20 protein-coding genes and 3 pseudogenes are annotated in these 25421 nt (G+C 36.3%); 10 read left to right on the forward strand and 13 right to left on the reverse strand.

The annotated features are described in order from the left end of the window. Nucleotides 1-18 precede the first annotated feature (18 nt). Complete coding sequence (locus ACYH0O_RS13225) at nt 19-3915, reverse strand: S8 family serine peptidase (protein ID WP_482629090.1); 3897 nt, start codon at nt 3913-3915, stop codon at nt 19-21. Between the two features lie 1717 nt (nt 3916-5632). On the opposite strand from ACYH0O_RS13225, the gene ACYH0O_RS13230 reads away from it, so the two are divergent. From ACYH0O_RS13230 to ACYH0O_RS13240, 3 genes are read left to right on the forward strand one after another with little or no spacing between them, the layout of a single operon-like run. Continuing rightward, on the forward strand, nt 5633-7147 hold the full coding sequence (locus ACYH0O_RS13230; RefSeq protein WP_482629091.1) for a spore germination protein: 1515 nt from the start codon (nt 5633-5635) through the stop codon (nt 7145-7147). Then, nucleotides 7137-8207 (forward strand): Ger(x)C family spore germination protein, encoded by a 1071-nt coding sequence (locus ACYH0O_RS13235; RefSeq protein WP_482629092.1) that lies wholly within the window; start codon nt 7137-7139, stop codon nt 8205-8207. The genes ACYH0O_RS13230 and ACYH0O_RS13235 overlap by 11 nt, the downstream gene beginning before the upstream one ends. Further along, a complete protein-coding gene (locus tag ACYH0O_RS13240; RefSeq protein ID WP_482629093.1) occupies nt 8207-9334 on the forward strand; it encodes a GerAB/ArcD/ProY family transporter in 1128 nt (375 codons plus the stop codon). Before ACYH0O_RS13235 ends, ACYH0O_RS13240 begins: the two co-directional genes overlap by 1 nt. A 190-nt stretch (nt 9335-9524) precedes the next feature. Here ACYH0O_RS13240 and ACYH0O_RS13245 read toward each other — a convergent pair whose 3' ends face one another. Both ACYH0O_RS13245 and ACYH0O_RS13250 read right to left on the reverse strand, forming a co-directional pair. Further along, complete coding sequence (locus ACYH0O_RS13245; RefSeq protein WP_149155907.1) at nt 9525-9953, reverse strand: organic hydroperoxide resistance protein; 429 nt, start codon at nt 9951-9953, stop codon at nt 9525-9527. Nucleotides 9954-10337: 384 nt separating this feature from the next. Beyond that, entirely contained in the window at nt 10338-10781 is a 444-nt protein-coding gene (locus ACYH0O_RS13250) for a carboxymuconolactone decarboxylase family protein (protein ID WP_482629094.1), read from the reverse strand. A gap of 233 nt (nt 10782-11014) precedes the next feature. On the opposite strand from ACYH0O_RS13250, the gene ACYH0O_RS13255 reads away from it, so the two are divergent. Together ACYH0O_RS13255 and ACYH0O_RS13260 are read left to right on the forward strand one after the other, a co-directional pair. After that, a complete protein-coding gene (locus ACYH0O_RS13255; protein ID WP_482629095.1) occupies nt 11015-11509 on the forward strand; it encodes an RrF2 family transcriptional regulator in 495 nt (164 codons plus the stop codon). 495 nt (nt 11510-12004) lie between these two features. After that, nucleotides 12005-14170, forward strand: coding sequence for a YhgE/Pip domain-containing protein (locus tag ACYH0O_RS13260; RefSeq protein WP_482629096.1), 2166 nt, complete (start codon nt 12005-12007; stop codon nt 14168-14170). 196 nt (nt 14171-14366) lie between these two features. On the opposite strand, the gene ACYH0O_RS13265 is transcribed toward ACYH0O_RS13260, so the two are convergent. Continuing rightward, nucleotides 14367-14612, reverse strand: a complete 246-nt coding sequence (locus ACYH0O_RS13265) for a hypothetical protein (protein ID WP_482629097.1) — start codon at nt 14610-14612, stop codon at nt 14367-14369. Between the two features lie 6 nt (nt 14613-14618). Next, nucleotides 14619-14756, reverse strand: a complete 138-nt coding sequence (locus ACYH0O_RS13270) for a hypothetical protein (RefSeq protein ID WP_482629098.1) — start codon at nt 14754-14756, stop codon at nt 14619-14621. Here ACYH0O_RS13270 and ACYH0O_RS13275 point away from each other — a divergent pair. Beyond that, a pseudogene (locus ACYH0O_RS13275) lies at nt 14732-14896 on the forward strand (DNA-cytosine methyltransferase); the annotation flags it as partial. The gene ACYH0O_RS13270 and the pseudogene ACYH0O_RS13275 overlap by 25 nt on opposite strands. Before the next feature lie 587 nt (nt 14897-15483). On the opposite strand, the gene ACYH0O_RS13280 reads toward ACYH0O_RS13275, so the two are convergent. Continuing rightward, the gene (locus ACYH0O_RS13280; RefSeq protein ID WP_482629099.1) at nt 15484-16131 is read right to left on the reverse strand and encodes an MOSC domain-containing protein; all 648 of its coding nucleotides are present in this window, start codon (nt 16129-16131) and stop codon (nt 15484-15486) included. Between the two features lie 841 nt (nt 16132-16972). Further along, a complete protein-coding gene (locus tag ACYH0O_RS13285; RefSeq protein WP_482629100.1) occupies nt 16973-17692 on the reverse strand; it encodes a DUF4386 domain-containing protein in 720 nt (239 codons plus the stop codon). A gap of 271 nt (nt 17693-17963) precedes the next feature. Between ACYH0O_RS13285 and ACYH0O_RS13290 the strand changes: the two genes are divergently transcribed. Beyond that, a complete protein-coding gene (locus ACYH0O_RS13290) occupies nt 17964-18254 on the forward strand; it encodes an NAD(P)-binding protein (protein ID WP_482629101.1) in 291 nt (96 codons plus the stop codon). A gap of 70 nt (nt 18255-18324) precedes the next feature. On the opposite strand, the gene ACYH0O_RS13295 is transcribed toward ACYH0O_RS13290, so the two are convergent. From ACYH0O_RS13295 to bioW, 5 genes and pseudogenes are all read right to left on the reverse strand, one after another. Further along, entirely contained in the window at nt 18325-19530 is a 1206-nt protein-coding gene (locus ACYH0O_RS13295; RefSeq protein ID WP_482629102.1) for a cytochrome P450, read from the reverse strand. Between the two features lie 150 nt (nt 19531-19680). After that, a complete protein-coding gene (locus ACYH0O_RS13300) occupies nt 19681-19884 on the reverse strand; it encodes a hypothetical protein (RefSeq protein ID WP_482632567.1) in 204 nt (67 codons plus the stop codon). A gap of 7 nt (nt 19885-19891) precedes the next feature. Then, nucleotides 19892-21061 (reverse strand): 8-amino-7-oxononanoate synthase, encoded by a 1170-nt coding sequence (gene bioF / locus ACYH0O_RS13305; protein ID WP_482629103.1) that lies wholly within the window; start codon nt 21059-21061, stop codon nt 19892-19894. A 10-nt stretch (nt 21062-21071) separates the two neighbouring features. Continuing rightward, nucleotides 21072-21320, reverse strand: a pseudogene (locus tag ACYH0O_RS13310) (adenosylmethionine--8-amino-7-oxononanoate transaminase); the annotation flags it as partial. Then, a complete protein-coding gene (gene bioW, locus ACYH0O_RS13315; RefSeq protein ID WP_482629104.1) occupies nt 21301-22083 on the reverse strand; it encodes a 6-carboxyhexanoate--CoA ligase in 783 nt (260 codons plus the stop codon). The gene bioW and the pseudogene ACYH0O_RS13310, both read right to left, overlap by 20 nt. Before the next feature lie 357 nt (nt 22084-22440). Here bioW and ACYH0O_RS13320 point away from each other — a divergent pair. After that, nucleotides 22441-22784, forward strand: a pseudogene (locus ACYH0O_RS13320) (transposase); the annotation flags it as partial. A gap of 634 nt (nt 22785-23418) precedes the next feature. Here the strand turns inward: ACYH0O_RS13320 and ACYH0O_RS13325 are convergent. Beyond that, a complete protein-coding gene (locus ACYH0O_RS13325) occupies nt 23419-23772 on the reverse strand; it encodes a winged helix-turn-helix transcriptional regulator (protein ID WP_482629105.1) in 354 nt (117 codons plus the stop codon). A gap of 114 nt (nt 23773-23886) precedes the next feature. Here ACYH0O_RS13325 and ACYH0O_RS13330 point away from each other — a divergent pair, with 114 nt between their 5' ends. Then, nucleotides 23887-24681, forward strand: a complete 795-nt coding sequence (locus tag ACYH0O_RS13330; protein WP_482629106.1) for an alpha/beta fold hydrolase — start codon at nt 23887-23889, stop codon at nt 24679-24681. A 53-nt stretch (nt 24682-24734) separates the two neighbouring features. After that, a complete protein-coding gene (locus ACYH0O_RS13335; RefSeq protein WP_482629107.1) occupies nt 24735-25397 on the forward strand; it encodes an NAD(P)H-dependent oxidoreductase in 663 nt (220 codons plus the stop codon). Nucleotides 25398-25421 lie beyond the last annotated feature (24 nt).

Raw genomic sequence — 25421 nt, forward strand, 5'->3', positions numbered from 1 at the left:
TTCAAACTGCACAACAATCTATTTGACTTGAACGTGAAGCTTTTTTCTCTCTGTGTTGCCTGCTCTATCAGTCGCAAGTACGATAATTGAATTGTCCCCTTTTTTCATTACAACTCGATGATGGAAAGCTCCTTTTGAATCCACTTCTGCTTCTTTTCCATTAATAAGCACGTTATCTAAGTAATCATCTTTTGCCAAGCCCCGAACGGTGACCTCATGATCTTTTTCTACCATACCTTTAATATCGTAGATAGTTATCTTAGGATTCTTCTGATCTAAAATTATGTTGACTGGAGAAGATGGATCTGTACTTCCTTCTTTCGTCATGGTTGTGGCGGTTAACGTATTCAATCCATTCTTCAATTTAATCGAGATGTTAAAGGTACCGTCCTGTTTGCTGGTGCCGGATCCTACATTTTTGCCATTACTTTGAATCGTAACAGTGCTTGCAGGGATCGCTGTCCCCTTTACTAGAACCTTATCTTGATTCGTATACGTATTATCCTGCGGTGTTTCAATGACAGGTGCTGAGATCGCATTGTTCATGACCGCGCGAATCATTACGTTTCCTTCTTCTGGTGTCGTAACATGCTCCCAGGTTCCATTAACCCGCAACCAAAGCCTGTCATGGATAGGGCTATTTTTATCACTATAGAGACTTGGTGATCTAGTAGAGTCATAGGGTTGTACATAGACCAAATAGAAATCTCCAGTGACAAAAATGTTTTTATCGGTTAAATCAACATGAGTCCACTCCCCATCAGTCCGCGCATCAGCTTCAAATGGACCCGCAATTCTTTTACCAGGAGCTCCGTTAAGACCTGTTGAATCATATACTGCTACTTGAAATCTAGTTGATCCCAGAGTAGGGAATTCAGTATTAACTTTAAAGAGTCCACCTGTCAGCCAAGATTTCGTGACTCCTTCTTCCAATGACATTCTAATCGCAAAGCCATTGTTAGCACCGTAAAAAAACCGTGACTCTTCTGATGTTCCATCATCATAAGCGATTTCTCCAGGAAACCCGATAAACCTTTCCAATTCGACATTCTGTTTGGTATTCTTTTTCGACCGGAGTGTAATCAAGTATTCTTTATAGTCATATTCTTTATTGAACACATGTAACGTATAGTTACCTTCATAGGCTGTGAGCGTAAATCTTCCTTTACTATCCGTTTTCACAGGTGTAACGGCGGCATCCTCTACTAAAGAAATGATCGCATCTGATATTGGTTTCCCTGTCGTTTGATCCTTGACTACCCCTTCTACTGTTCCTTTCCCTAAAGGTTTAAGATTAAAGTTTGCTTCGACGGTCCCGTCTTTTGGAATCGAAACAGCTTGGTCTTTGGAATGAAAACCATAGGCTTCAGCGCGAAGAGTAAATTCCCCTGCCTTATGTGTCATAGAGAATCTTCCATCAGCTGGATTAGCTGTAGCTGAGAATCCAGAATCTACTAGAGTTACCTGTGCACCGATCGGTAAGACGTTTGGCTGACTAGAAGTATCTTGAACGAATGTTGCAGTTGAAGCTAACTCACTGTTCTTAGACTTCTTTTTGATATGGATTTCATTTGTTGTATTTTTCTTAAAATTTTCTTGTTTCCTGTCTTCCGTAATAGGTTTATCAGTTAATACTATGTCATCCAAGTACCAGCCATCATAAATTTCAGTTTCTGATTCAAGGTTTGTTTTATATGCATACATATAGAAGCTGATATAAATCCGCTTTCCAGCGTAAGCAGAAAGGTCCACTTCCGCATCAACCCAATTATCTGTATAGTACTTTGAAGGTTGTCCGAACTCATCAAATTCAGTAGCTTCCGTTTTAGTAACTATTTCCCAGTTTTGGCGGTCGGTAGAGATTAGGACCGCACCGAAATCGGTTGAACCACCGAATCCATCTGGACTAAAGTCATACCACTGCTTATACTGCAGGTATGAATTACCGTTTTCAGGTATGTCGATAGGAGGCATATTGAGATAAGAAATCGTATCTGGGGCATGTGGACCCTCTAAATTGGTTCCATATACGTTTTGTCCTGAATAAGCTTGTCCAGGTCCCGCTGCTGGGCTGCCCCATTCCCAATCGTTATTCACCCCTTCTGAATACCAACCTTCAAGAGCGGTTTCTAAATCGTGGAAATAACCAATCGTGATTGCAGGCTTAACTTCTACATCATATGTGGAAGAAGTTACTTGATTTTGACCATAATCAACGAAATTCCATTTGTACATAAATGTACCTTTCCTTATATCCGACCCTGGAACTACAGCTTGATAGGTCCCGTTTCTAAAGTCTCCGGCAGTTCTAGTTGCTTTTACAGTCTTCCATTGTTGATCAACTAAATACTGAATTTCTACTTTATCTACACTGATGTTATCTTGTACTTCCACTGTTAATGGCAATACTTCCTGGTCGTATACAAAACCAATAGAGGTATGCTGGTAGGTGGGGTTGGTTGTGTCTTTCCCGTCATGGACAACAATACCTTTAACCATGCCATTTCCTTTATTTAATGTTTTTATAGCGTTATAAGCATTAACAAACCCATGCCCATAACCATAATTAGGTGAGGATGAAAATTCAGAGTCTGTCAATGGTATGGATGTACTTGTCAGAATTTCCTCTATTTGGTCTATCGTCAAGGATGCATTTGCTTGCTTTAACAACGCTACGACTCCTGTAATATGAGGTGATGCCATTGATGTACCACTCATCAGTTCATAATCATTCGTAGGTACGGCTGAGCGGATATCGACACCTGGTGCTGAAACATCTGGTTTCATTTCTTCATATGGCCCTGGTCCACGGGAAGAGAACCACGCTAAGGCATTGCGATCATCCGTTGCCGCAACCGCAAAAGATTCTGGATAGTTCGCTGGTGAGGAAACCCATCCTTCCCCATTAGAACCGGCATTGCCAGCTGCAAATACAGGGAAGATATTGGCAGCCCGCCAATTTTGAACCATAGGGCGATACCATTCATCTAGTCCAGGACCACCACCCCAGGAGTTGTTTACTACATCTGGAGCTAACTCGGGATGAGGATTACCTTCAGCATCTTTCGGAGCCAATATCCACTCTCCAGCTTCGAGCAAATCGACATCCTGACCACCCTTTTTATCGAATGCTTTAACCGCAATCCATTTTGCACCTGGTGCAACACCAATTTGGTTACTTCCATCAGGCTCTGAGCCAACCATGGTCCCAACCGTATGCGTACCATGTTTATTATCATCATACGGTGTTTCTTTTCCTCCGACGGCATCAAACCAGTTTAATTGATGATCTGCCTGATTTGGATTCGCTGGATTGTATCCACGGTATTTTTCCATTAAAGCAGGATGTTCCCACTGAACACCTGTATCAATACTTGCTACCACAATTCCTGCACCATCGATTCCCATATCCCATACTTGAGGGGCTCCGACTTTTTCAACTCCCCATTCAACCGTTGATGAATTTAGATTGGTCGTATTTACTTTAGGTTGGATCGGTGTGATTATTTGCCGCGTTTCATTCGGAAGAATTTTTGCTACCTCTGGAAATGCTGCCAAATTGTCCATCACATCTTTTGTTGCTGTCACCGCTATCGCATTCACAACATAGAAGGATTGAACGCTTTTCACTTCCCCTTTCTCCTTTGCTTTCTCAAGATAGTCCATTACTTCCGTTTGATTTTCCATCGCAGTATTTCGTAATGTTGAAACAACGGCAGAACGGACCTGTAGTTTTGTACTTGCAGCTGTTTGTTTCTGTTTCTTCGCTTTTTCTGTTGCTTCGATCGCTACCCGATAAGTATCAACTTGCTCTTGGAACTTTAATATGAATGTAACCTGATTTTGATCCTTAAATTGTTTGATTAGTTTAGAATCTACTTTATTGGTAACCAAAGTTTTCTTACCAATAGACACTGGCTTTCTCTCTTCGGGATTTCCTTGTGCTATTGTGTTAATTGGGACGAAAAGGTTGATTAAGAGAATGAAAGATATTAGTAAACTTAATGGAAAATGATAAACGCTATACTTATTGGCCAAGATGGTTTGAACTCCTCACAATTTTAAATTTGTTAAATCTACTAAATAGTTTATAACTTGATTAAAATCCCTCCTTTAAAATTTATAAACTACTAGACACAATAGTATTAGTATTCTGAATTGTTAACAATACAACTTTTTTGATCGTATCAATCAAGAATATAAATGGATAATAAAGGATGAGCGGTCCATAGAAGAAATTATCTTTTTACTATTACTAACGATTTGCCTTTCTTATCCCTTAACAGAGTTATTAAACAACTTTATTTGTAATGGAACATCTTATGTGATTCAACAGCAGCTGACATCAGACCTTCCACAATCAAAAGAGCAGTTCTCACTGCTCTTGTTTGCTGTTTATAATCTGTATTATGAAAACTAAATGATAAGTAATAGTTGAACAACTGAGGGCAGAGATAGAGCAAAATCGATAGGTAAACACACGGTTCGTCCTTCACAACCGAGAAGGAATATAGAAGAAGCCTTACGACTATACAAAAGTAGAAACACGAATGGATGAAATGTGAAAGACATTGTGACACCCTAAATTGTGATTGTGCCCGATTGTTGAAGATTGGGAAATGCGAAAAGCTGTAAAAATAGGCACTTTTTCTAAAGGACCCCATAGTTTGAGTCAGATAAAAAAGAGCTGCCCTCAGCAGCTCTCGCATAGATCTTTTTGAAGTTCATTATAGTAAAAAGATAGTTGAGTCATTCATGATGTGCAACAATTATTCTAGGTTGTTTGTGCACGTTTCTTTCTAATTTCCACATATAAAGTAGCTTTAGGCACACTAGTGACGAATCACTAACTTCCCGAAAAATCGCGATTAAATCTGACGGATTACATCAACACATAAACAACAATGAGTGCCGCAAAAAAGTTTAGCACGATCAGCGAAAAGATCAAATTTGAAAAATTGAGTAAGCGCAAAAATAAAAAGCCGAAATGACTCGTGGCCGCGCTTCTGGTTCAGATAACTGTCCGGCAAATCGTAACGCAATTTGAAAAGTCCATCCGCCGCCCATAGCCTGGATGACAATGGCAGTCCAGAGTAATGACAAACTTGATGTAAAACCAGAAGAAACAATAACCCATGACCCGATCCCAAGAAGCAGGGTGCCCAATCGGATACGTGTAACTTTTTGACTCGGCCAAGGTATGAACTGAGCTAAAGCCGCTCCACTGAGAAGCAAGAAATGATCAATCCAGAAACAGAGAGATAAGACGTTGAAAACAGTGAAGAAAGGCAATCCTACCATTGACCAAAAATGAGAAGGAACAGCCAATGAAATTGTTTTTTTGCATCAAATGAGAAACACAAATATGCTTGGCGAGGCTGAGCTTAATAATTATACTCTTACACCCCCTACAAGCTGTCCAAAATCCCAATGTCTCAAACAAGTAGAATGAAACTTAAATATCCCCTTCCCACTTTTTAAACCATCTATCGTTTACTTCTCTAATCCACATGATGCTGACAATACTACTTTGTCAACATCAATAATAAAAACGATAAAGTGAATACAATTTTAGATAGTAATAATAATAAGCATTAAGACATTAAGTCCATATTAGGGAGTCCATTTGTTTATGATAAAGAAAAAAAATGATCAGAATTCTACAGAAAGTCAAACACCTACTGAAATAGTGAATAGAGCTAAAAAATCATCTGATTTTAAAGAGATTAAAAAAAATGTTTCAGGAGTCCAGATATACATTCTATACTTCACTACACTTATTGATCACAAGACGATGGAACGAGTATTTCTTCCATATATTAATGATTGTGAAAAAAAGATAGACCCATCTCTAGATATTATTCATTTTAAAAACAGCCTTCCTCTCGAAGATGTAATTAGAACTCAGGATGCAAAAGAAATCGAAGAAAAAATTTATCAAGGATACGTACTAATTAAATTTGAAAATACCTCTGAAGATTGTCTTTTAGTGAACATAAGCAATTTATCTAAAGGGATTAGAGAATCTAATGAAACTGAGAATGAGTTTAATGTAATCGGACCAAAATTAGGCTTTGTTGAAAGCCTTGATACCAATATTCTTTTACTTCGAACTAAGATAAAATCTCCTTTATTAACTACTGAAGAATTGGTACTTGGCACAATGTCAAAAACAAGAGTTACCATTGTTTATTTAGATGGGATAACAAATGAAAAACATATAGAAACAGTAAAAAACAGACTCTCTAAAATAGATTTTGATATTATTTGGGATACTTCTGTAATAGACCAAATAATTAAAGATAATTCTCGTACCCCTTTTCCACTTTACATGACTACGGAGAGGCTAGATAGACTTACTTATACACTCACTTCGGGCCAAGTAGTTATATTTAGTGATGGTTCACCATACGCAATATCTGGTCCTGCTACCCTACTCGATTTTTTTCTATCCTCGGAAGATTATTATTATAACTGGATTATTGGGTCATTCTTTCGTTTCACACGAATATTTGCGATCATCTTTTCAATCTTTTCTTCCTCTATTTATGTTGCGATTGTGACGTTTCACTATGAGGTTATTCCCGCAGATTTACTAGGTCCGCTAATAGAGTCCAGAGCAAATGTTCCATTTCCACCGTTATTGGAAGTTCTTTTTTTAGAAATGACAATTGAATTATTAAGAGAGGCAGGAGCTCGATTGCCTACTAAGGTAGGACAAACGTTGGGTATTGTTGGAGGTATTGTTATTGGACAGGCCGCAGTTATGGCAGCACTGACGAGTAATATATTATTAATTATTGTCGCTTTATCAGCCTTAGCTTCTTTCACTACACCAACTATGGTTATGTCCAACACAATTAGAATATTAAGATTTCCCTTTATCATTATGTCATCCTTACTAGGCGGGTTAGGTATTATGATTGGTTTTGCTGTGTTACTTTGTCATTTGTTTAGATTAAAATCGTTTGAAACTCCTTATATGGTTCCTTTGCATCCGTTTCGTGGTAATAGTCTTGCGGATAGTATTATAAGGTCCCCTTATAATAAATTAAACAAAAGGCCCGATTATTTGAGACCTATAGAAAAAATTAAATATTCACCAATAAAGGGAAACAAAAAGAAGGAAGATATTAATGACGAATAACGCATTTGTTAAAATTATTATTGTTGCTTTATCTCTAAACCTGGCTGGATGTGTACCTCACAATATTATAAATGAAGTCTCTTTGATGCATAATGTAGGATATGATAAAGAAGAAGATATGTTAAAAGCAAGTGTTGTCTATCCAAATTATGCCGAGAATAAAAATCCTGCTTTAATCACTGCAGTTGCTAAAAATCCATCTAGCCTACAGGAAGAACTTGGCCATCAGTCTCAATTCCCCTTTGAAATAGGTCAAGTAAGGTTAATGATATTTGGGGATAAACTAAGCAGAGATGGTTTAGCAGACGTATTAGACACCATCTGCAAAGATCCAAAAATTGGTGTTATAAGAATTGTTACTACAAATGGGTCTCCAGATCTAATACTAAGTAAAACCCTGAATAAGAGTCCGCTATTCTTAATGAATTTAATTGATAAAAGTATTGAAAATGAAGGAATTCCCGAATCTGATCTCCATGTGATGTATGACCAGTATTTCGGAAGTGGAATTGATATGTCTTTACCTAATCTTATAGTTGATTCTAAAGGAAATATTAAAGTAGATGGAATGGGAATCTTTAAAGGTGATAAATTAGTACTAAGAATTTCAGATAAAGAAACATTCCTATTAAAATTAATGACGGATAGAAATAAAAGGGGGGTATACAGTTTTAACCTTAATATGAATGGCCATAAAGCTAATATTGGGGTCAGAACTACCAATGGAAAACATAAGGTCAAGGTGAATCTCAGGGAACAAGTAAAAGTGAGCCTAAATTTAGATATAGAACTCGATGCTATGCCTGAGTGGATCAACTTGGAAAAGGAAAAGGATCTTAAATTTTTTAAAAACGCATTACAAAAATCAATATCAAATGACGTTGAGATACTTCTTAAAGATTTTCAATCAAAGGGGGTAGATCCTTTAGGTATAGGAAGAATGTATAAAGTCAATCACAGAAATTTTTCTAAGCAGAGTTTTTACGATAGGATTTATCCTAACATGACCTATGATGTAAGTACTAAAATTGTAATCAGACAAACTGGGGTGGGAAAATAGTGAACGTAGAAGTAAAAAAAAATTTTCAAGTTTCGGCTTTTTTCACTTTTTTTCTCATCCACTCTTCACAAACCGGCATTGGCATTTTAAATTTTCAAAGTCAAGTAATTAAAGGTGCTGAACAGGATGCTTGGATTTCTGTAATAATAACTGGTGTAACAACCCATATAATACTCTTTATCATTTTTAAGCTACTAGGTGGGGGGACCAATGATTTAGTAGCTGTTCATCACTATTGCTTTGGACAAACGATGGGTAACATTTTGTCTCTCTTAGCATTGGTTTATTTTTGGTTGGCATCATTGACGGTTCTTCGCGCCTATATTGAGGTAATACAGATTTGGGTGTACCCTACAATAAATACATGGCAACTTTGTTTAGTATTCGGACTTACGTTTTATTATGTAATATCAAGTGGATTCCGTACTTTAACTGGCTTTAGTTTTTGGGGAGTTATTTTACCTTCTTTTCTCTTCTTTTTAATATATTTCCCAATGAAACATACGAATATTATTTATTTACTCCCAGCCTTCAGCCATTCCCTCAGTGAGCTATTTGTATCTTCTAAAGCTTATTCCCTGCTTTTTCTTGGTTTCGAATGGATACTGATGTATTTTCCTTTCATTAGGGGATCAAATAATAAAACGATTTCTAAATGGGCGTATCTGGGGAATCTGTATACAATCATTGTATATCTAATAATAACTTTAATTTCATTCTTGTACTTCAATCAAGACGTATTAAGACATTTACCTTGGCCAACTCTTATGATGGTGAAAATTGTTAAATTTTCCTTCTTGGAAAGATTCGAATATGTATTCATATTTATATGGTTGTTAGTGGTAATATCCCCTATATGTATTTCTATGTGGGCATGTACAAGAATCGTAAAAAGATCTTTTTCAATTCCTCCAAAAGTGACTTTAATACTCTTACTTATTGCAGAGATGATTGCTTCCATAAGCTTTAAAGATTTTAAAAGTATTGATCATCTTACCAATTTTACTGCTAATGTAGGAATTGGTTTTGTTTATGTGTATCTGCCACTCCTTCTTATAATAAAAATGCTTAAGAATAATTTTATAAAAAAAGGTCAAACAAAATCTAGTGAGATTCACAAGCATTGATTTCGAAAAATTCCCATAGATAATGATATAAATGTTTTACTAAAATAGAGCGCATAACTTGTTAAAGATATGCGCCCGTTCCTAATATAAAGTTAGCCAAGATTCTCTTTGCCCTTTTACTTTTTGGTCTTATGATAGCGAATTCAAAGGTAGAACGTAATCACCCGTAATGTGATGTTCTGTGACCTGATTAACCAACTACGTTCGCAATTACTTCGATATTCCCACGAGTTGCTTTCGCATAAGGGCAAACCTTATGAGCTTCTGCAACGATTTCTTCAGCCACGCTAGTTTCTAAGCCTCTAATAGTAATATCCATAGTAATTGCCAGTACATAGCCGTCGTTCCCATCCTTGCCGAGCGTAACATGAGAATCAATTGTTATACCTTCTGCTTTAATATTTTTCTTTCTAAGAATAGTGCCCATCGCACCTTGGAAGCATGCGGCAAATCCTGCAGCGAACAGTTGCTCTGGATTTGTTCCAGCTCCGTTGCCTCCTAATTCCTTGGGATATCTCAAGTCCACATTAAGATTCTCATCGCTGGAAACAGCTTTTCCATCTCTTCCACCTTGAACGTTTACAGTAGCCGTGTACAATTTCTTTTCCATTTTAATCATTTTTGGAACTCCCCTATTCATATTGGATTATTATTTTACACTCTAGCCGTACTGGTGACTGCTTTTGCTTACCGAATGGGCGTTGAACGTTCGTTCAGGAATAAATAATAAATGATTAACCATCATAACCCTTTTACTGCTGATACACGAAATATTTTTAAGAGCAAATTGAATTAGATTTATTTAAAGATATTTGCAAAGAAATAATATTAAATTTTAGTAATCCCCCCTTTCGAAAATATAATTACTAAAATTCGAATCATGTTTTGAAATTCTAAAAGTATATTTACTTACTAATAGGTAAGTTAAATTCTAAAAAAAATTCCTGAGATAAGTTATTGGGATTGCCGGTTGCTATATCAACGCCCCAAAACTCAGGAATAATTATTTTTCAGTTGCTATATTCCCCATCGCAATAGAAATTCTATTCCAGCTGTTGATTTGATTAATTATTAGAACAAGGTCAATATATTGCCTCTCGTCATAATGTTTCCGTACTCGTTGATAAAGCTCATCCGGCACACGCTTTGTCGGGATCAAAGTCACGTACTCTGTTAACTCAAGAGCTATTTTTTCTGATTCAGTGTAAAATGTGCACTCTCTCCAAGCACTAATACAATACAGTCGTTGTTCCGTTTCTCCCATTTTTCTAGCATCAGTTGTATGCATGTTAATGCAATACGCACAACCATTTATTTGAGAAGCCCTAATTTTTATAAGTTCACGAAGTTTACGGTCTATACCTGTAGTTTTCGTATACTTCTCCATTTCCATCATTATTTTAATTGCTTCTGGTGCCAGCTTGTAATAATCAATTCTTTGGTCCAATATTAATTCCTCCTTTAAAAACTTATTCTATACATATTTGAACCTTAGGTAGAACTAAAGTGACAATTACGGATAGAACCAATCGTCGATTGATATTATCCATAATAAGGTTTATAGTTTATTATGTCAAACCTCTTTTAATGTTAATTAATACCAAATGCATATGTTTGACACGGTAATAAAAAATTTCTAAGATTAACTATAAAATCTCATTTATGAAGAAGGTGTTTTTAATGCAGTATAGTATTGGAGTTGAGTATGCACTTCACTGCCTTGTCTATTTAATTGATAATCCAGAGGATTCACCCATTGGCATAAAGGATCTTTCCCATTTTCAAGGGATCTCTGAAACATACCTATCAAAGATATTTAGTAAATTATCTAAGGACGGAATTGTAACTTCAGTGCCTGGAGTTAAGGGTGGTTATAAACTTGCTAAATCTCCAGAAGAGATTTCCTTTTGGGATGTAATTGAAGCAGTTGAAGGTACTAAGCCAATTTTTCAATGTAAAAACATTAAAGATAATGGTTATCTGTATAGAGATAAAATCTGCTCTTCAGGCACCTCCTCTTGCACTATCAATTTAGTTATGCTCTCTGCGGAAGAAACTATGCGTGAGTTCTTGCGTGGCAAAACACTTTCATGGTTAAAAGATGAGCTGGAGCGTGTCTTACCTAAACAAATACGTGAAGAAACTCGGAATTATTTTTCGAAGAGAAAATTATAAGGGATTGTTAAAGACGATGGAGAAAAGTGGAGAAATAAATGCAGATTTGTTAATTTGTTAAATATAAGTGAAAAAACATACCGATCTCACCTTAAGAAATGGGATGTAAGTGCAATTAAATCGATTGATAATATTAACCAAACCTCTGCCATTGTGTAGTGTTTGTCCAATGAATGAATAACCATTTAAACATCTCTGGTCATCTATATTTTTAAGACTATGTATCTCTATATCTTCATGTACCTCTCTACTCTACTCTTACGATTTCCCAAATTTCTTTCATCACAGTAAACTAACTTCCAAATGCGTTTGTCTCAATGGGATCCCCAATGGCGCTTAAATTCAACCCCTTTTGTCACATAACATCTTCTAAATCTATCTTTTCACAGTAAAATCTTCCTTTAAATATTTCCTGTTGTTTTTGGACAGTGCTATACTTATATCTTGATTTCAAAAAATCAAAAATTAAAACTAGAAGTTTAGGATGAATAATATATGTGGAATATTTTTAAAAAGGATATTAAAAACATTTTCACCAATTGGGTTGCTGCTATATTAATTGGAGGCTTGACGTTATTACCCTCTTTATATGCCTGGTTTAACATTGAAGCGTCTTGGGACCCCTATAGTCAAACGGATCAGCTTCCAGTCGGGATTGTGAATGAAGATACAGGGGCTACGATTCGTGATAAGGAAATTCATATCGGGGATGATATTGTCAAAGAACTGAAGAAGAATGATGATATGGATTGGCAATTTGTTGAGCGTAAAGAAGCAATGGAAAAGGTGGAATATGGAGATTATTTTGCCGTCATCGTAATTCCAGAAAAATTCTCTAAGAAGTTAGGAACCGTTATTAAAGATCACCCTGAAAAGGCGGAAGTTGAGTATTATGTGAATGAAAAAATCAATGCTATAGCGCCTAAAATCACAGAATCTGGTGCAGGCGGGATTGTCGATAAAATTACGAGTAACTTTATCTCAACTGTAAACGGTACTATTTTTAATAAGTTTAATGAATTAGGCCTAGAGATTGAAAAGGATCTTCCTGATATCAAGCGATTTGAAGAATATGTATTTCAAATGGAAGAAAAGCTACCTGAGATTCATGCCTTATTAAATGAATCTTTGTCAGATGCGGAAAATGCCAGAAGAATTATTGATAAGGCACAAGGACTTGTTCCCAATGCAAAACGTGTAACTAACGATGGATTGCAAACGATAGATGAATCCAGCGAGATTTTGATGAAGGCTGAGAATCAACTAAATGCAATTGCTCCTCAGGTTCGAAAGGATCTAGAGAAAGTACATAGTATGACGACAAAAGTGAACGATTTTATCAGTACTGTGCAATCTTCTGATATTAACCTGAACCAAGGAAAGCAAATAAGTGATCAGATCAATGAGCAGATAGCTAATTCAGTTAAGAATATAGCAGTAGTAGAGGCATCACTAAAGCAACTTCAAGAGCAGAACAATAATAATGATCAAGGTACAAGTCAGAATCGAGAACAAATCAATCAGGCTCTTGAACAATTAGCTTTTTTGAAGAAGGAACTACAGACAATCCAAGAAAGCGGCCAAAAGATCAATACATTTCTTTCTGACAAACAACAAGAAGTGGATGGTTTGATCGCTCAACTTCAGGAAAGATCAGCTACTACGGCAAATGAAATTGATGCATTTGTTAAAGAATATATTGAAAACATCGAACCAACTGTCATACAGGAAGTTGCCAATGCTAAGAAAACGTTGAAGGATGCCAGGGAGATCATAATTGAAATCCAATCTACACTGCCAGAAATAGAAAAAATCCTCGCAAATACAGAAGGAAACTTGGGTGAAGGAGAAGAAACGCTTAAGAATATAGTAGGGGAATATCCATATATCAACGATAAGGTAAAACAATTAGCAGATCGGATCCGAGAAATCCAAGGGGAAACAGACATTAATGAAATCATTGAGTTACTGCAAAATGATCCTGTAGCAGAGAAGGGATTCTTTGAGGAACCTGTTCAACTCTATAAAAACAGCTTATTTCCAATCGCAAACTATGGAACAGGCATGACTCCCTTTTATACCGTGCTTGCGATATGGGTAGGTGCCCTATTGTTAATTTCCCTATTAGCTACAGGTGTCCATAATTCAGATGAATTTACCGAAAAACAAATCTATTTTGGTAAACTTTTCACTTTTATAAGCATCGGTTTTGTTCAAACACTTGTAGTGACATCAGGAGATATTTTCATTATGGGAGTGGATATCGCAGAGCCAGTGTGGTTTATCCTATTTGGATTGGTGTGTAGTTTAGTATTTATCCTAGTGGTCTATACATTAGTTTCGGTATTTGGGGATATTGGTAAGGCAATGGCTATTGTGCTACTTGTGCTGCAAATTGCTGGTGCAGGAGGAACGTACCCTGTAGCATTACTCCCTGAATTCTTTCAAACCATTCACCCGTTCTTACCATTCTCATATGCGATTGATTTGATGAGAGAAGCCGTTGGAGGCATTGTTTGGGAGAGAGTTTATAGAGATCTAATGTCTCTAACGCTATTTGGGTTCATTGCTTTGTTAATTGGAACCTTCCTTAAAGGTCCGTTAAGTAAGAAGACAAAAGCCTTGATGAAGAAATCGAAAGAGTCCGGGTTATTTCATTAGAGCATAAGTAAAGGGGCCTTGTAGAGAAATCTCTACAGGGCTTTTTTAAATTTTCAAAACGCTGATAAAGGTAGAAAAATCATTTATTTCTTCTACCTTTATCCCCATTACTTTAACAAGGAATCTTCAATTGATGACTACCCCTCCGATCAGGCTTCCTAAACTAACCCCAAATACTGTGATTACGGGAGGAAGGCTATGCCGAAAAGCGTGCAACTACATTTAAAGTCGTTAATACAGGATCTCCAGGAGCCAGCCGGCGGACATTTACATCCTGCAAGCTTTTACGCTCCATATTCATCGTCAAAGATTGAAATGAGGTGTTACCTTGTACATACATGTTGGAGAAGATGTCATGGTACGTACAGATGAAATCATCGCTATTATTGATCGAGACACCGTTCAATCTTGCAAAGGGTTCATATAAATCTCTTGTAATCACGTCTAATCAGTTGTATCTTTCACCACTTGCATCAAGTGGACTGACCTTGGCCATTCCACAGTCTGCCAGGATACCCGCTAAAGCCAGCTGGTTCACCTGACCAGGGTTCATGCCTAACTGATCGCATACTTGCAGAAATCTCACCGACGCCTAAACCTGGAATCCAGCGTTACAAAGGTCTTGGAGAGATGAACCCTGAGCAACTTTGGGAAACAACAATGGATCCGGAATCAAGAACCCTGCTGCAAGTAAGTCTCCAAGATGCGATCGAGGCAGACGAAACAATTAATTCCATCTTCCCCACTCCAACTCACAGCAAGCTAAGGTGCAATTGTTATGTTTTCTTCGTCTAATTTCACTAACGTTTCTGTAACCCCTGCTCTTAAAGGAACATAACTTGAATCAACATGTGGATCAAAGTGAGTTAGTAGAGAAGTTATATAGAGAAAATTGACATGCTTACTTCTTCTTTATCACTCTTTATATTCTCTGTGCACGCTGTTATAAAGACAGCAATAACCAATAAGACAACTCCCCTTTTCACATGCTTCGTTAGCACGTTCTAAAGGAAAAGTTTCAATCATTGGTCGTATATCAGTGAGAGCACGAACTTAACGGCATCTTGGATTTCCTTTGTTTGTCCAGTAAATGACCTCTAACCGTATGTGGTCCTGTTAAGAAGTCCATTGCTGATAAATCCAATTGCTCACCAGAACCAGCTTCAATAATTAGTTCACTGTCTGAATCAAGCCCATTAATCAGAGAAGAAATAGCTTTGGCATTCGGAGCGGTAGATTAATATAAACTCAATTAATAGTAAATATATTCGAAAAATAAACGAGCCCGCTTCATGAATAAATTACTATATATTTTAATTTGTATGAACTTGATTATAAAGCTTCATCATGCGATTTTTCCATTCAAGAGAAAGTTCATCGATAGAGAGTATCTTTTCGATTTCCGAAAGATCTTTATAATGAAAGTACGTATGGTGAATGTCCGCTATCGACATCCGTTTAGGATGCTTTTCTAGAAGTTTTATTTCAGATTGAATAGTGATTGTTCCTTCTTCTAAAACACGAAAGAAATACCCAGTGTATCCCGTTTCCACAACATTCTTTAATAAAGTGTTGATGGATGTATGTTTATTGATGGTTGAGCAGGGAAAGCGTCCCTGTGAAACCTGTAAAATGGTATTTCCTATTTTATAAATATCACCAATACATACATTAGTTTCTGGCATACCTGTAACAGTTAGATTTTCACCGAACGCAGCTTTTGGAAGTGTTGTACTATAGATTTTTTCAAAATATGTATAGTGTTCATAAGGGTATACACAAATGACTCTTTCAGATCCACCATGAAACTCATGATTTTCAATATCATCATCTAACACACGTTCGAAAGTTACCTTTAACCTTTCAACCTGGTCTTTAGAAATCCCAGAACGATATTCTCCTCCTCTATGTAAGAGTGTTTTTGGTTTTCCTTTGCTTAGCCAAATAATTTGTGCGGTCATCCGTTTTTCACAACCTTTTTAAATTATGATACCAATGTTCACAGGTTCTTTTAAACTTTACATCATATTCATTAAAGATGTTCTATATGCTCTGAATTTGTCAATCAAGTTGATATATATTCTTAGGCAATAACCTTATCTTATAGAAATCAATAACTTCATTACATTTCCACATTATGTAAAACAACTATATGATTTTATTCAAATAATAAATTTATTTCTTCGGTCAGCTCACAGGTCAAGTACCATCTTTATCAACAGTTCACTTTTTTAAAGAATTATGATTGAATTCAAATAGAACAATTAATCAGAGGGGTACCGTTATGTTACATCTATTCATTTTGAGTATACAAGTATAGACTAACAATGCATTTACAATCGATAGATGGATTGGCTTATGATGAAAGCATAAGGAGATATCTCAACTGTTTATATCTAAGTTACTCTCAATTTAGCAATCGGTCATTCATTATTATCGAGTTTTTTTTACATTGTCAAAGTCTCAGAAGTTTTGTCATACATCTTTCAAATAACTCTAAACTCAATCATAATGATTCATGAGGTGATAATTTGATAGATGATTTTGAACTTTTTCTATTTATAAAACATTTATGTGAATTATTTGAAGAATATATTTCATTTGAATCACCTATCTTAAGAGAAGTCATCCTAAATGAAATTCAATTATTTGTTGAAATTATTAATACTTGAATCTGTTTTATCTCCCAAAAATAGGAATAAGATATTTATTCACACTATGGGTCAAAAGAGACCTATTGTCATTCAACAATCCAGCCTTATCGTATATAAGGTAGCTGAAGACAGTTAATTACGTTTTGGCTTACCTTTCTTCCTGATAAGCCCCAATTGTTAAAGAATTCAGTACCGTTGTGTTGAATCCTTTAACGATTAGCCATATAGCCAAAACCAATTGTTGAAAAGCTATCGGAATGTTCAACATCATATAGGTTGTATCTAGACCGATGAAGTGAATCATAAATAATAAGCTTGCAAATATGGACAATGTTGATCCGATAATCCCCCAGACTGACAACAAACGTGGTACTAGTTTTGTTTGGTAAAATATGCAGTTAAACAAGAGCATTGCCAAAACAAATGCCAGTGTCGTTGCCACATGGTTCACCAAATCACGTCCTGTCTGTAACAATCCACCTAAGGACTGAAAATAAGATACATCAACCGTTCCGACTTTTGTAAATTCTTGACTTAGTGTCAATAGCAACAGCAGAATGATTACACCAATAATAATGAACACACCCGCAATAATTCCGAAAGCAACAGATCCAAGAGCTAAACCTTTATTATGCCTACTTAAAATCGGATACATCAAAATAGGAATACCCACATATGCAACAACCATTAACAACTGGAAAAAAGCTCCTATTAGTACCTGGTTTTCATATGTAAAAGCCTTGGCTATGTAGTCTGCTCCATCTATAACAGGAACAACACTAAATATACCTGCAACCATCCCAGCTAATAATAACACCCCAGTAATTACTGCAGACCTTTTACCTGAATTTGTACTCTTCCTCAACATATCCCCTCCTAGAATACCTACCTTTTATAAATATAAAATCGAAAAAGGTAAGATAAAGCAGATACTTTAGTATGATTAGGCCACTGTCCAGAAAGTCGACACTATCATAAATATTATGGACCTTCCTTAAAATTTCTTATGATTTTCCTTATGAATTGTTATGCTCTATGTTTCGGACTTATTCCAGAATCTTGTACTTTAACTTAAACCAATTTTTTTCAAAACCCTTTATCGTCTTGATTTGTTAATGAATAATGAGGGGGTTATGTCGATGACTCCAAAATGGGATGTTGTCATTGTTGGTGGTGGATTAGCTGGTTACTTTACAGCAAATTTTATAGTTAAAACTAATTTGAAAGTATTAATATTAGAAAAAGCAAATAAGGTTGGAGGACGGATACTACTAGGCGTACCTATCCCCTTGGCTCTCCCGGAGAACTTGAACTCGCAAAAGATGTGGCGTGGAATTTCTAGAGCTATGCAAACATGGCGGATTCGCAGAGAATTTCCATGCAGGATTAAGAGATTTTGCTCATACATGGACGTCTATCTAGTGTGTTGATCTACCTAGCTGGGAAACTGAGTTAGATAAGACTCAATAGAGGTAAGATGGTTTCCGCATAATGATTTGATTAATATTTTGATTGATCATCAAAATGTACGTGCATTTCTTTCATAGCTCTAAAGCCTACCAGTTTTCTCCATTCGACCTCTTTGGTTTCTAGATGGATGTTTACTTCGTTTTGTAAAAGCGTCTGTATCGCAATTTGAGCTTCTAACCTCGCTAAAGCAGAACCTAAACAGAAATGAATACCTGACCCAAATGCAAGGTGAGGGTTTGGGTTTCTTGTTATATCAAAGACATCCGCGTTTGAGAATTGTTTAGTATCTCGATTAGCTGCTCCAATAAGGACGTACACATGATCACCTTTTCTAATCTGAACCTTGTTAAGTTCAACATCCTCTGATGCGATCCTAGCCATCATTTGAGTAGGACTTTCATATCGTAAGCATTCCTCTATTGCTGATTCAATAAGAAGAGGATTTTCAATCAACTTATGGCATTCTTTTGAGTATTTTAATAAACAATAGAGTGAATTACTTATTAAATTGACGGTTGTTTCATGTCCAGCAATCACAAGTAACACAGAAGTTGCTAAAAGTTCTTCTTCCGTTAGTTTCCTATCTTTTTCTTGTTGTAATAATTCGCTAATTAGATCATCCTGAGGAGATTTCCTCCTTTCTTTAATCAGATCTTTAAAAAATGATAGCATCTCCAATGTTGTATTGTTTCCGTCAACAATGGATCGTCTTGAACGTGTAAAGTCGATTGATTGAATCAAATTCAATGCCCATTCACGAAAAATATCTTTATCATCATCTGGTATCCCTATTATTTTTGCAATCACAAGACTGGCAAAAGGAAATGCAAAATCGGAAATCACATCTATTTTCTTCTTATTCTTTAGGCTATTCCATAAATTTATTGCTATTTTTTCTATAAATGGACGACACTTTTCAATTTTAGCAGGAGTAAATTTGTGGCTGACAAGCATACGTAATCTTCCATGATCAGGTGGACTTTTAAAAAGCATCATATGGCTTTGGATATTTTTTAAGGCTTCATACTTTTTCGTTGTCTCGGGAAGTGGAATTCGAGTTTGAAAACGGTTATCTTTAAGGATGGTTAATGCTTCTTGATATCCAGTTACGTACCATCCAGGATATTTTAAAAAACTCCCTTTATACACCGGATGTATTGAGCGAATTTCCTCATAAAAAGAATACGGGCTTTTAGTTATTTCAAATGTAAATCTATTCGTACTTTGATTAATCATGTTCTACCTCCTAAACTTACTTTGTATTGAGTTAGAAAAACTTGGCTTATCACCATGTCCTAATGGCGAAAGCCTTAGGTTTTTCTTATACTTTAATCCTTTAAAAGGTTTAACCTTAAAGTAAAAAAAGGATGGGCTTTTCTTCATCTGTTATTTTCCTGTAGCTATTTTCGCCTTCATTTCTTCAACACTATCAACCTCAATCCCTAAGTCTAATAGCATCTCATGGACTTCCGCCCGCAGTGATTTACAGGAATCAAATCTGCATCTAACCTTTTTAACCTTAAGTACAGCGGCAATTCCACTTGTTATAACTGTTTTTCCTACATCTGTGTCTGTACCAGTGATAAAAATTCCTTCATTAAATAATCTTCAACTCTCTTCCAATATCTTTAAATGATGTAAGCAAATGCTCAACTTGTGAATCATTATGAGTAGCAGTAACAGTTAGTCGGATACGACTTTCTCCTTTAGGAACAGTTGGAGGTCGAATCGCAGGTGCATAGATTCCATGTTCCTGGAGCTTTTTTGAAAATATAACCGACTTTTCTGTATCACCAATAATCACAGGGATGATTGGTGTATTCTGTCCATATACTGTGAACCCCATTGCTTCTAGTGTTCTTTTTATTATTTTTATCTGTCTAAGTAACCTTTCCCTTAATTCCTTGCTTTTCTCTATGATATCTAATGCGGTGTAGGCTGCTCCACAACTTACCGGAGGGAGAGATGTTTGAAAAATAAAAGTTCTAGTATGATTTATCAAGAAATCAATCAAAACTCTAGAACCCGTTACAAAACCTCCTTCAACTCCTACTGCTTTACTTAAAGTTCCAACGACTACATCCGGAGAAACTCCAAAAAGTTCACTTGTTCCTCTTCCTCTTTCTCCTAAAACACCTGTAGCATGTGCATCATCTACAATGACATAAGCATCATATCGTTTAGATAGTTTCATAATTTCATCTAATGGAGCAATAGTTCCGTCCATACTAAAAACACCATCTGTGACAATAAATCTACGAGTATAAGTTTGTGTTTCTTTTAATTTTTTCTCTAGATTACCCATGTCAGAATGCTTGTAAATTACAGTTTCAGCTTTTGATAGTCGGCAACCATCGATGATACTTGCATGATTAAGTTGGTCGCTTAACAACACATCCCCTTTTTCCGGCAAGGATGAAAGAACACCAATGTTAGCTAAATACCCACTTGAGAATAAAAGAGCAGCCTCCATCCTTTTAAAACTGGCAATCCTTTGCTCTAGCTTTTCATGCCATTCCGTATTTCCAGTTGTTAACCTAGATCCGCTGCTCCCAATTCCAAATTCCTGTAACGTTTTTAATGCCTCTTCAATTAGAATTGGATCATTCGCTAAGCCTAAATAGTTATTTGATGAAAAAACAATCTTTTGTGTACCATTAACTAACATTTTTGGCTGGGGTGCAGTGCTCATTGTCCTTAATTCTCGATATAAGCCAGCCTGTTTGGTCTTTTCTATTCTTTGGCTTAACCATTGATTAATGCTCACTACACGTAACCAATAATTTAGAGTGGGCGACTTTCTCAAATTGCTTTTTGTTGATCGCATCATCTAATTCCATTTTCCTGTGCCCATGGGCATTAAGCCATACAGACGAAAATTCATCGGAATACTCCTTGCCATTAAGGTCTTTCACTTTTATACCTTCACCGCTTTCAATGACTAAAGGATTTTCATCATAATCCTTCATTTGTGTAAAGGGTAACCATAAATATTTTCTGCTATTTTCAATCAACCTTTGTATCATGAACTCCCTCCCATTGAACTATAATTGGTTGCTCTTCTAAATAAGACATGTATGTATTGATATTAGATAACCTATCAACAAAAAAGATGCGGCATCCTCTCTCATCACCATAGTGTTTAAGTTGCGTTATACGTTGATAACCTATGTTTTTACTAGCTACATATCCTGTAATGTAATTTGGGTCATCTGACCAACATAATTCTGCAATGGTTAATTTGTGATTACACACTTTAGTAGCAAGTGCAAGCGCTTCCTTTAACCTCGGGTTAGTAGGAACTGCTTTTGATTTAGCCCACTTTTCAAAATTTTCCGTTTGCCAATCCATTTTAGAGACACGAACACCTTTATCTGTTCTCCCATCTATCCGCTCCCCCGTTTGAATATCAATTAGGATTGCTCCTCTAACTGCATATTCAGGGATTTGCTTATAGGCTTTTTCAATAATGTCTTTAGAGACACCAGTTTTCTTAAGAAGATATCTAGCTAGCTCTTGCCCTTCTTTAACTGTAGTTACTTCATTTGTTTGGACTGTCAAAGGATTCACTAGTTTAATAGGTTGATTTACAATTTCACATTGAATTTGAAAAAAATCTGGTTTTCCTCTTGGGTGATTTAATGCTTTTTCCAGTAATGTGTTTACTGACATCCGTAAATCATTATAGTTAGAGAGTAGTTCACCACCGGAAATATGCTTCCCTCCATTTTCATGTGATTCCATTTCTGAAGCTCGCATCCTTACACTATATATTCTACCCTGATCCATACATCTCTCTCCTAAATTTAGTTATAACTAGAAAAATTTTAATTCATGATTGCATTCACAAAGTGTGTGTGGTCAAATTATTGTAAACTAAATACAAATTTTAGTTTACAATAAATTAACTAAATTGTTAACCTTAATTTAAAAATAGTTAACATATACATTCGTCGTGCTTGTCATGTTTTATGGATTGGTCAAGCAGCTTGGAAATGAATATGACTTCCAAATGAATCATTGGACAGCGAATGAAAAGGATAAATCAAAGGTAGGCTAAGGAAATTACCTGTCCCATATAAGGGGTTCCATTTTTGGAGAGAAAACCTTAAATCACACCTTGTATTCAGTGGTGTCATTACTGACGAGGAATATCCTTATTCAGAGGATATTTTAAAGGCTGACGAGGAAGAGCTTTCTGGGAAGATAGCTGAGTTTTGTAAGTCTCGATCTAAAGCATAGGCGAAGGAAAAAGTAATTGAATCGAAAGAGGAGTCAGTACGTAATCCAATTCAAGAAACACTTTATCATAGCCATATCTTGAGCATGAATATGTATATTCATATGCTTCTTCAGTATAAAGAGCATCTATCATAGTTGGCAGCCGATGTAGTCACCCTAAAAAGCTAGTAGCCTTCGCAGGAATTGATCCAAGTGTCTTTGAATCTGGCAAATTCAGAGCCACAATCAATCGCATAACCTAAAGAGGTTAAAGCCGTCTTCTCCAGGCATTATTTATGGCGGTTAAGTGTGCAATGCGTGACTTGGTATTCCTAAATTTAGAGTAACATGATTATTTTGATTTTTTCATTGAAAAATGTTGACAAACTATTAGCTGGTTTAATTGAATAAAGGCCAGTGTTTAACATCCTTAGCTTTCAGACAGCTAGAATGTCATCCGTTTTGTCGTTAATGGGAATTTTCTGGGTAACGTGCGATATAATGAAAAAATGCCAAGGTTCCTTTTATAACAAGAGTCCTTGGCGTTACGTTTTTCATATTATTTAGTTAGTTGCGTTAATTTGTATTTCACGCAGACCTTCCATTCTCCCGAAAATTACTATTTATCTTTAGTTAATTTTTTATCGCTATCCTCTTTAATGCTTTTTCTACTTTTCCTTATTCCAATTTAGGTATGTACAATTGTCAGTTTTTTTGCATCAGAATATTCGATAATGAAAGTGGCAATGGCTGGACCTATCACGCGGCAGGACATTCATATTATTTGCTCTCTTTGAAAATTGTTTTCTGTATTTATGGCAATGGCATCGTTGGAATGAACTTCATTTTCGTCTTCATGAACAAGATATTTCTATTACATTTCTTCTTATTTGCCGGTCTCTATCATTCTTCTGTCGTATTGGATCCGAAGTTCATGCCCCATTCCTGCAAGTATTGGACAACTGGTCTCAAACCTTCACCAAGATCAGTTAACTCGTATTCAACTTTGGGTGGTATAACGGGATAAACCTCTCTGTGGACAATTCCTGCTTCCTCCAGTTCCCGCAATTGTTCTGCGAGCATTTTATGGGTAACCCCGACGATGTTTCTATGAAGCTCCCCATATCGCTTTTTTCCTTCGAGAAGTTGGCAAATAATTGTGGTTTTCCATTTCCCTGAAAATATAGAGACCGAAAGTTCTATGGGGCATTGAAATTGTTTTCCGTTTATTTCATACATTTCCTGATATACCGTCATAACCATTACTTCCTTTCTAGTAAGTATTAAACGAAAAAGTGCGTACTTACTTTTAACTAGTTTATTAGGTAACATTTGGTTTGTAAAATAAAAAAACGTTTCAAGGAGGTATATATGGATAAATTTGTTAGGTTAGGTAATGTGGAAGTAGCCTACTCCGTTGATGGAAACGGACCAGGATTGCTGTTGGTCCATGGGACAGGTGGCACATATGAGAATACTTGGGGAGATATGATCAAGGCCCTATCTGAAAATTATAAAGTTATTTCTCCCAATTACAAGGGTTCCAGTGACACAATGGATCAAACGGGAAAATTGCAAATGGATGATTTGATTGAACAGCAGATACAAGCGGTTCAGCAAGAAGGTATCGGGCAATTCCATGTAGTTGGATATTCTCTTGGGGCAGAGATTGCTGCAGGAATAGCTGCTAAATATCCGGACAGGGTGAAATCAGTCACACTGATAGCCGGATGGGTAGAGAGCAATTTATCATCCACCTTTCAATTTGACCTATGGCAAAAACTATATCTTTTGGATCGTGCGCTGTTTGCTCAATTTTTGATTCATACCGGATTTAGTCCGGATTTTTATCATCGATTCAGCAGTATCGAGGAATTGCATCAAATGGCACACCAATTTGGAGGGATTCTGTCCACGGGAACAGAAAACCACTCAGAACTTGATAAACGGATAAATATTCGTCCCCTGCTTACCAGTATTACTGCACCGGTCTTAGTAATTGGTTTAACATACGATCGCATGGTCCCTGTTGAAAAAACGAAAGAACTTGCCTCGTTAATAAAGGGAGCTCATTATAGGGAAATTGCCTCAGGGCATTTGGTTCCTTGGGAGAAAGGTGAAGCTCTTATTAAAGAAGTATCGAGTTTTCTTTATTCAAGCTCCTGATATTATGGGTATCTCAATTCAATCAAAATTAGAACATAAGGAGTGAAGATAAAATGCATAAGGAAGTCGTATTGAATGCATTTAACTATAGACACGCATGCAAGGAATTTGAAGCTACCCAAAAGATTGCTAAGGAAGACTTTGACTTTATTCTCGAAACTGCAAGATTAACTCCGAGTTCATTTGGTTTCGAACCGTGGAAATTTATCCTGTTACAAAATTCACATATACGAGAAAAGTTGAGTCCGGTCACCTGGGGAGGGCAAAAACAGCTCAAAACAGCAAGCCATTTCGTCATCATACTGGCACGGACAAAAAATGATATGTCTGCTGACTCAGATTATATAATAGACATCATGCGTCATACGCACAAATTACCTGAAAATATTATCAAACAAAGAAGTTCTGCTTATGAGAAATTTCTTCATACTGATTTTAATATATTTAATAATGAAAGAGCTATGTTTGAATGGTCATGCAGACAAACATATCTTGCAGCAGGTAATATGATGACTTCAGCCGCATTAATCGGTATCGATTCCTGTCCTATAGAAGGTTTCAATAAAGTTGAGGCAGAGAATATCCTCGTAAACGAAGGCCTTTTGGATAAGGATCACTTTGGTATAGCTTGTATGGTTGCTTTTGGTTTTCGCTTAAATCGGCCTCGAGAAAAAACAAGACAAACAATTGAAGAAATTGTTCAGTGGGTACAATAATACTGAATGCTAATTTACCTAATA

It is taken from the genome of Rossellomorea sp. H136, assembly GCF_056838065.1.

What these genes read in the sequence shown, in the direction of transcription:
- ACYH0O_RS13330 (WP_482629106.1), top strand. Translation starts at nt 23,887, where the DNA reads ATGGATAAATTTGTTAGGTTAGGTAATGTGGAAGTAGCCTACTCCGTT.
- ACYH0O_RS13230 (WP_482629091.1), top strand. Translation starts at nt 5,633, where the DNA reads ATGATAAAGAAAAAAAATGATCAGAATTCTACAGAAAGTCAAACACCT.
- bioW (WP_482629104.1), bottom strand. Translation starts at nt 22,083, where the DNA reads ATGGATCAGGGTAGAATATATAGTGTAAGGATGCGAGCTTCAGAAATG.
- ACYH0O_RS13235 (WP_482629092.1), top strand. Translation starts at nt 7,137, where the DNA reads ATGACGAATAACGCATTTGTTAAAATTATTATTGTTGCTTTATCTCTA.
- ACYH0O_RS13245 (WP_149155907.1), bottom strand. Translation starts at nt 9,953, where the DNA reads ATGATTAAAATGGAAAAGAAATTGTACACGGCTACTGTAAACGTTCAA.
- ACYH0O_RS13280 (WP_482629099.1), bottom strand. Translation starts at nt 16,131, where the DNA reads ATGACCGCACAAATTATTTGGCTAAGCAAAGGAAAACCAAAAACACTC.
- ACYH0O_RS13255 (WP_482629095.1), top strand. Translation starts at nt 11,015, where the DNA reads ATGCAGTATAGTATTGGAGTTGAGTATGCACTTCACTGCCTTGTCTAT.
- ACYH0O_RS13290 (WP_482629101.1), top strand. Translation starts at nt 17,964, where the DNA reads ATGACTCCAAAATGGGATGTTGTCATTGTTGGTGGTGGATTAGCTGGT.
- ACYH0O_RS13285 (WP_482629100.1), bottom strand. Translation starts at nt 17,692, where the DNA reads ATGTTGAGGAAGAGTACAAATTCAGGTAAAAGGTCTGCAGTAATTACT.
- ACYH0O_RS13260 (WP_482629096.1), top strand. Translation starts at nt 12,005, where the DNA reads ATGTGGAATATTTTTAAAAAGGATATTAAAAACATTTTCACCAATTGG.
- ACYH0O_RS13325 (WP_482629105.1), bottom strand. Translation starts at nt 23,772, where the DNA reads ATGACGGTATATCAGGAAATGTATGAAATAAACGGAAAACAATTTCAA.
- ACYH0O_RS13335 (WP_482629107.1), top strand. Translation starts at nt 24,735, where the DNA reads ATGCATAAGGAAGTCGTATTGAATGCATTTAACTATAGACACGCATGC.
- ACYH0O_RS13295 (WP_482629102.1), bottom strand. Translation starts at nt 19,530, where the DNA reads ATGATTAATCAAAGTACGAATAGATTTACATTTGAAATAACTAAAAGC.